The organism is Paenibacillus sp. BSR1-1, assembly GCF_030403775.1.
GTDB lineage: Bacteria > Bacillota > Bacilli > Bacillales > Cytobacillaceae > Neobacillus.
In genome coordinates, this window is sequence record NZ_JAQMWQ010000014.1 from 133804 (window position 1) to 140378 (window position 6575).

The 6575-nt window shown below is 38.4% G+C and carries 6 protein-coding genes; 5 read left to right on the forward strand and 1 reads right to left on the reverse strand.

The window, feature by feature from the left end:
• Positions 1-15 precede the first annotated feature (15 nt).
• Complete coding sequence (gene ytvI / locus PH210_RS18905) at positions 16-1131, reverse strand: sporulation integral membrane protein YtvI (RefSeq protein ID WP_289987733.1); 1116 nt, start codon at positions 1129-1131, stop codon at positions 16-18.
• Between the two features lie 211 nt (positions 1132-1342).
• Between ytvI and PH210_RS18910 the strand changes: the two genes are divergently transcribed.
• The 5 genes from PH210_RS18910 (at position 1343) to PH210_RS18930 (ending at position 6156) form a co-directional block, all read left to right on the forward strand.
• Complete coding sequence (locus PH210_RS18910; protein ID WP_289987734.1) at positions 1343-1804, forward strand: DUF441 domain-containing protein; 462 nt, start codon at positions 1343-1345, stop codon at positions 1802-1804.
• A 266-nt stretch (positions 1805-2070) separates the two neighbouring features.
• Entirely contained in the window at positions 2071-3189 is a 1119-nt protein-coding gene (citZ, locus tag PH210_RS18915) for a citrate synthase (protein WP_289987735.1), read from the forward strand.
• A gap of 127 nt (positions 3190-3316) precedes the next feature.
• Complete coding sequence (icd, locus tag PH210_RS18920; RefSeq protein ID WP_289987736.1) at positions 3317-4585, forward strand: NADP-dependent isocitrate dehydrogenase; 1269 nt, start codon at positions 3317-3319, stop codon at positions 4583-4585.
• A 69-nt stretch (positions 4586-4654) separates the two neighbouring features.
• On the forward strand, positions 4655-5593 hold the full coding sequence (gene mdh / locus PH210_RS18925; protein WP_289987737.1) for a malate dehydrogenase: 939 nt from the start codon (positions 4655-4657) through the stop codon (positions 5591-5593).
• 86 nt (positions 5594-5679) lie between these two features.
• Positions 5680-6156 carry a MaoC/PaaZ C-terminal domain-containing protein gene (locus PH210_RS18930; RefSeq protein WP_289987738.1) on the forward strand — a complete coding sequence of 159 codons (477 nt, stop codon included), beginning with the start codon at positions 5680-5682 and terminating at the stop codon, positions 6154-6156.
• Positions 6157-6575: the final 419 nt, after the last annotated feature.

A 6575-nucleotide genomic window follows, 5' to 3' on the forward strand; every position in this document is an offset into this window, starting at 1 on the left:
GCTGACTTTTTTATGCTATACTTGCTTTCCTTTTATAAAGGACCAAACATCATGAAAGACATTGGCTCGATATAGCGTGCTAATGATAACGAGGGTAACCGGCCCGATAATCAAGCCTAAAAAACCAATTAATTTAAAACCAACAAAAAGTGCAATTAAAGTGGCTAATGGGTCTAGGCCAATACTGGAAGAAAGGATTTTCGGCTCCATGATTTGCCTTTGAACTAAAACGATGATATAGAGGACGCCAAGCCCAATTGCAAGTCCCATATCACCGCTGATTGCTTCATAAATAATCCACGGAACAAATACTGCACCGGTTCCAAGGTATGGGATGATGTCAACAATTCCTGTAACCAAAGCAATCGTAATCGCATAATCAACCCTTAAGACAAGAAGACCAATTAGAATAATAACTGTTGTAATAGAGATAAGTGTCATTTGCGCTCTAATAAAGCCAAATAAGGCCCTCTTTAAGTCAACGAAAACGGTTCTGCCGCTCCTTTTTGCTTTTTCAGGTAAAAGTCTTCCTCCCATTGCCGATAAACGATACCAATCCTTGCTGATAAAGAAAGTAGCCAAAAGCGAAAAAATGAGCACGGTTGCCACATTTGGAAACCAGGAAATGATATTTGGAATTTTTAAAAATAAATTTTGAATAAATGATCCAACAGTGGAACCGATTTTCTGTCCGACATTTTGGATATTAGAAATGATTGTATCCTGCTGTCCAGTTTCAAGCTTATTAAATACACTTGTTAATTGATTGTATAGAGGAAGAATTTGGCCAGTAAAATAATCCTCAAGATAACTAATGAGCGTATCCAGATGTTCTGGTACTACCTTAGCTAAATAAGTGGCACCTGATACAATCTCAGCTACTAATAGTGTAATTAACCCGGCAAATAAGGCAAATATAATAATTAGGGCAAGGAAGACTGAAAGTGCCCGCGGCATTTTCGCCTTTTTTTCAAAAATATTGACCAGCGGGTTAATCATAAGAGCAATAATAAGACCGATAATAAATGGATAAGCAACCTTTGATACAAAATAAAAAGAAAAGAGTGCTAATACGACGATACCAATGACTAGTAAAAATCTTAAAGTCTGATATATGTATTTAGGATTCAAGCATAGACCTCCTATTCATTGCGAAATATTGGTTTAAGTTTACCATTTTATAAGCGTTTGTGTATAATTTTCCAAATCTTAAACATTTATACGAAAGTAATGAATAAAAGTTTCAAAAAATTAGAGAACAAAAATATCCTATCAATTCAGGATTCTGACCATTTTTAAATATTATGGTACAATAATTTGTATGTGGAAATGGTGTGACAAAATGATAAGCCAGCCTGTTTTATTCCTTATTTTATTATTGATCATTGGATTTCTTGCTAAAAATAGTTCATTAATGTTGGCTATAGCAGTACTGCTCTTTTTAAAGCTAATCGGCTTGGATACGAAATCCTTCTCGTTTCTGCAAGCAAAGGGGATTAATTGGGGAGTAACCGTGATTACCATTGCTGTACTAGCACCGATTGCAACGGGGGAAATTGGCTTTCGAGACTTAACAGGCGCCTTTAAAACTCCTTATGCATGGATTGCACTTGTCTCAGGGATGCTTGTGGCATTGCTGGCGAAAGGGGGCGTAACCTTATTAGCAAATGATCCTCAGATTACAACAGCCTTAGTTTTAGGAACTATTCTTTCTGTATCCATCTTTAAAGGTGTGGCGGTTGGCCCATTGATTGGCGCTGGGATTGCCTATGCCTCCATGAAAATCTTTAGTTTTTTTACTTAGATTTTTTGTGAAATAATATTTTTTTTAACAAATTCAGGTCCTTTTCATTCACAAAGTTCTGATAATTGTTTATAATAGGCTTGTAAGCGTCACCTTTTTTACATAAATTATATATGTATACTGTATTACTTGTAAAAATTTTTTCACCATGTGAATGAAAAGGTATTCAATTTTTTTATTTCTTATCCTGAGCAATCGCTCAATGAAATTTTTTTGTTAACAAAATGGGTAATGGGGAAAATTAGTATGTGAAGGAGAGATTAACTATGTCAGTAACACGTGGTCTTGAAGGGGTAGTGGCAACAACTTCCTCCATTAGTTCAATTATTGATGACACACTAACATATGTTGGCTATGACATTGATGATTTAGCTAAAAATGCCAGCTTTGAAGAAGTTATTTATTTATTATGGCACCGTAAGCTTCCAAATGCCGAACAATTGGCTGAATTAAAACAGCAGCTTGCTGAAAACACTGCACTGCCAAAAGAAGTTATCGAGCATTTTAAAATGTATCCAATTCAAAAAGTACATCCAATGGCAGCACTTCGTTCAGCAGTATCTTTATTAGGCTTATACGATGAGGAAGCAGATGTTATGGACGCAGAAGCGAATTATAGAAAAGCTGTCCGCCTGCAAGCAAAAATGCCAGCAATTGTAACTACGTTTGCCCGCGTTCGAAAGGGTCTTGACCCAATCGCTCCAAGACAAGATTTAAGCTTTGCCGCAAATTTCCTTTATATGTTAACAGGCAATGTACCAGATGCAATTGCGATAGAAGCAATTGACAAAGCATTGGTATTACATGCTGACCATGAATTAAATGCATCTACATTCACAGCTCGTGTATGTGTTGCTACATTATCGGACGTTTATTCAGGAGTAACCGCAGCAATTGGTGCTTTAAAAGGCCCTCTTCACGGTGGCGCGAATGAAGCCGTAATGAAAATGCTGACGGAAATCGGTACATTGGAAAATGTTGAGCCATATGTACGCGGTAAGCTTGAAAACAAAGAAAAAATCATGGGCTTTGGGCACAGAGTATATCGTCTAGGCGATCCACGTGCCAAGCACTTAAAAGAAATGTCAAAGAAATTAACAGAGTTAACAGGCGAACCGCATTGGTACGATATGTCTGTTAAAATTGAAGGCATCGTTACAGGTGAAAAGAAACTTCCGCCTAACGTTGACTTCTATTCTGCATCTGTATATCACAGCTTAGGAATTGATCATGACCTAATGACGCCAATCTTTGCCGTAAGTCGTGTTTCAGGCTGGCTTGCACATATTTTAGAGCAATATGAAAACAATCGACTTATCCGTCCTCGTGCTGAATACACAGGTCCTGGAATGCAGAAATATATTCCAATTGAACAAAGAGGATAATATTTTTCATTTTTTTAAAAATTGTTGTAAAATAGGAGAGTATGAAAAGGTTAGGGACCTTGGTTCTCTAACCTTTGATTCAGTCCAATATTTTTAGTTTTCATACATACTAGGAGGGAGAACATCTATGCAAGGCGAAAAAATTACGGTAACAAATGGAGTATTAAATGTACCAAACAATCCAATTATCCCATTTATTGAGGGAGACGGTATTGGTCCTGATATCTGGGCTGCTTCCGAAAGAGTTTTAAATGCAGCTGTAGAAAAAGCCTATAAAGGCGAGCGCAAATTGGTATGGAAAGAAGTTCTAGCTGGAGAAAAAGCATTCAATCAAACTGGCGAATGGCTTCCAAAAGAAACTTTAGATTTAATTAGTGAATACCTAATTGCTATCAAAGGACCACTTACAACTCCAGTTGGCGGAGGAATTCGTTCATTAAACGTTGCTTTACGTCAAGAGCTTGATTTGTTTGTATGCTTACGTCCTGTAAGATGGTTTGAAGGCGTTCCTTCTCCAGTTAAGCGTCCACAAGATACAGATATGGTAATCTTCCGTGAAAACACAGAAGATATTTATGCGGGTATCGAGTATGAAAAAGGAACTGAAGCAGTTAAAAAGGTAATCGATTTCCTTCAAAACGAAATGGGTGTAAATAAAATCAGATTCCCAGAAACTTCTGGTATCGGGATTAAACCTGTTTCTGAACAAGGTACAACACGTCTTGTTCGTGCTGCTATTAACTATGCTATTAAAGAAGGCCGTAAATCCGTTACACTCGTGCATAAAGGCAATATCATGAAATTCACTGAAGGCGCGTTTAAAAACTGGGGTTATGAGCTAGCTGAAAAAGAATTCGGCGATAAAGTCTTTACATGGGCTCAATATGATCGCATCAAAGCTGAGCAAGGTTCAGATGCTGCTAACAAGGCGCAAGCTGATGCTGAAGCTGCAGGCAAAATCATTGTTAAAGATGCGATTGCTGATATCTTCTTACAACAAATCTTAACTCGTCCTCGTGAGTTCGATGTTGTTGCAACAATGAACCTAAACGGTGACTTCATTTCTGATGCTCTTGCAGCACAAGTTGGTGGTATCGGTATTGCTCCTGGAGCTAACATCAACTATGAAACTGGACACGCCATTTTTGAAGCAACTCACGGTACTGCTCCAAAATACGCAGGTCTTGATAAAGTAAATCCTTCATCAGTTATTTTATCTGGTGTATTATTGCTTGAGCACTTGGGCTGGAACGAAGCGGCTACAATGGTCATTAAATCAGTGGAAAAAACCATTGCATCCAAAGTTGTAACTTATGACTTCGCCCGCTTAATGGATGGTGCAACTGAAGTGAAAACTTCTGAGTTTGCAGATGAGCTAATCAAAAACATGGAGTAATATTTTTAAAGGGCTGTTTTTTAACAGCCCTTTGATTAAATTTTTTAACGGAAAAAGGGGAGAGCTAATATGTCATTAAAGCGTAAAAAGGTTTCTGTAATCGGTGGCGGATTCACTGGTGCAACTACTGCATTTTTACTTGCACAAAAAGAACTTGCTGACGTTGTTTTAGTTGATATCCCGCAAATGGAAAACCCAACAAAAGGTAAAGCATTAGATATGCTTGAAGCTAGTCCAGTTCAAGGCTTTGATGCAAATATCACTGGTACTTCCAACTATGAAGATACAAAGGATTCCGATATCGTTGTTATCACAGCAGGGATTGCCCGTAAACCAGGCATGAGCCGCGACGATTTAGTCCAAACTAACCAAAAAGTCATGAAGAGTGTAACACAGGAGATTGCAAAGTACTCGCCAAACTGCACAATTCTTGTATTAACTAATCCCGTTGATGCAATGACGTATACCGTATTCAAAGAATCTGGCTTCCCTAAGAACCGTGTAATCGGTCAATCAGGTGTTCTTGACACAGCTCGTTTCCGTACATTTATATCACAAGAATTAAACCTTTCCGTAAAAGATATTACCGGCTTCGTTTTAGGCGGACATGGTGACGACATGGTTCCTCTTGTTCGTTACTCTTATGCAGGCGGCATCCCGCTCGAAACTTTAATTCCGAAAGATCGTCTTGATTCAATTGTTGAGCGCACTCGTAAAGGCGGCGGCGAAATTGTAAACCTTCTTGGAAACGGAAGCGCTTACTATGCTCCAGCAGCCTCCTTAGTTGAAATGTGTGAAGCGATTCTTAAAGACCAACGCCGCGTTCTTCCTTCAATCGCTTATCTTGAAGGTGAATATGGTTACGATGGAATTTACCTTGGTGTTCCAACGATCCTAGGCGCGAACGGTATTGAAAAGGTAATTGAGCTTGAGTTAACTGCAGACGAAAAAGCTGCATTAGACAAATCTGTTGAATCTGTTCGCAACGTAATGAACGTATTAGCTTAATAGATTGTTTTTAAATTCGGGGTTATGGGGACCCCGAATTTTCTCTATATTTTTTGGAATCGCTTACAAAGGGGTGTGTTTTTTAGATGCTTTTAGGGAAAAAAAGAAAACTAGGGAGAAGAATTGAAGAAATAACCGTTGGAGAAAAGTTAACTTTAACTGAGAAGATTGAGGATAAAGATCTGCTTCTCTATTTAGGCTTAACAGATGATGCCAACCCGCTTTATATTCAACATGACTACGCATCGCAAACACCATTTGAAAAACCAATTGTACCAAGTATTATGCTGACCGGTATGATTACTTCGGCCATTTCAAAATATTTACCTGGCCCGGGGAGCCATATTTTAAGCCAAAATCTTGAGTTCCCAAAGCCTGTTTATCATTACGGAACCGTCGAGTTTTTATTCAAAATCATTAATGTGGATAGCGATGACCATACTGTTTTAATTCAGGTGGAAGCTGTCAACGATAAAAATGAAACCGTCATAAATGGTACGGTGAAAGTATGCCCGCCACATCGTTTGCAGGAAATTCATGGGACGGCGTTGGATAATTTTTAAGAAAAGGGCTCTTGAGTGTTCATGAGGACAAAGATTGATGAAATAAAGCCGAACCTGTCCTCATGGAGCGTTTATGAGGACAAAAATTATAAAGAAGAAGCCGAACCTGTCCTCATGGAGCGTTCATGAGGACAAAAATCATAAAGAAGAAGCCGAACTTGTCTTCATGGAGCTTTCATGGGGACAAAGATCATAATGAGGAAGCCGAACCTGTCTTCAATGAGTGTTCATGAGGACAAAATTCATAATGAGGAAGCAGAATCTGTCTTCATGGAGCGTTCATGAGGACAAAAATCATAAAGAGGAAGCTGAACCTGTCTTCATGGAGTCAAGTCCTGATTATTGTGTAAAATCAAAAGCAATTGTTTTCAGCTCTACCTTTTATGATCTTTATCCATACCCTTTTATTTTTTTGGGCG

Bases quoted from the DNA above. Each gene is read 5' to 3' on its own strand.
- citZ (WP_289987735.1), top strand. From the start codon at position 2,071: ATGTCAGTAACACGTGGTCTTGAAGGGGTAGTGGCAACAACTTCCTCC.
- PH210_RS18910 (WP_289987734.1), top strand. From the start codon at position 1,343: ATGATAAGCCAGCCTGTTTTATTCCTTATTTTATTATTGATCATTGGA.
- mdh (WP_289987737.1), top strand. From the start codon at position 4,655: ATGTCATTAAAGCGTAAAAAGGTTTCTGTAATCGGTGGCGGATTCACT.
- PH210_RS18930 (WP_289987738.1), top strand. From the start codon at position 5,680: ATGCTTTTAGGGAAAAAAAGAAAACTAGGGAGAAGAATTGAAGAAATA.
- icd (WP_289987736.1), top strand. From the start codon at position 3,317: ATGCAAGGCGAAAAAATTACGGTAACAAATGGAGTATTAAATGTACCA.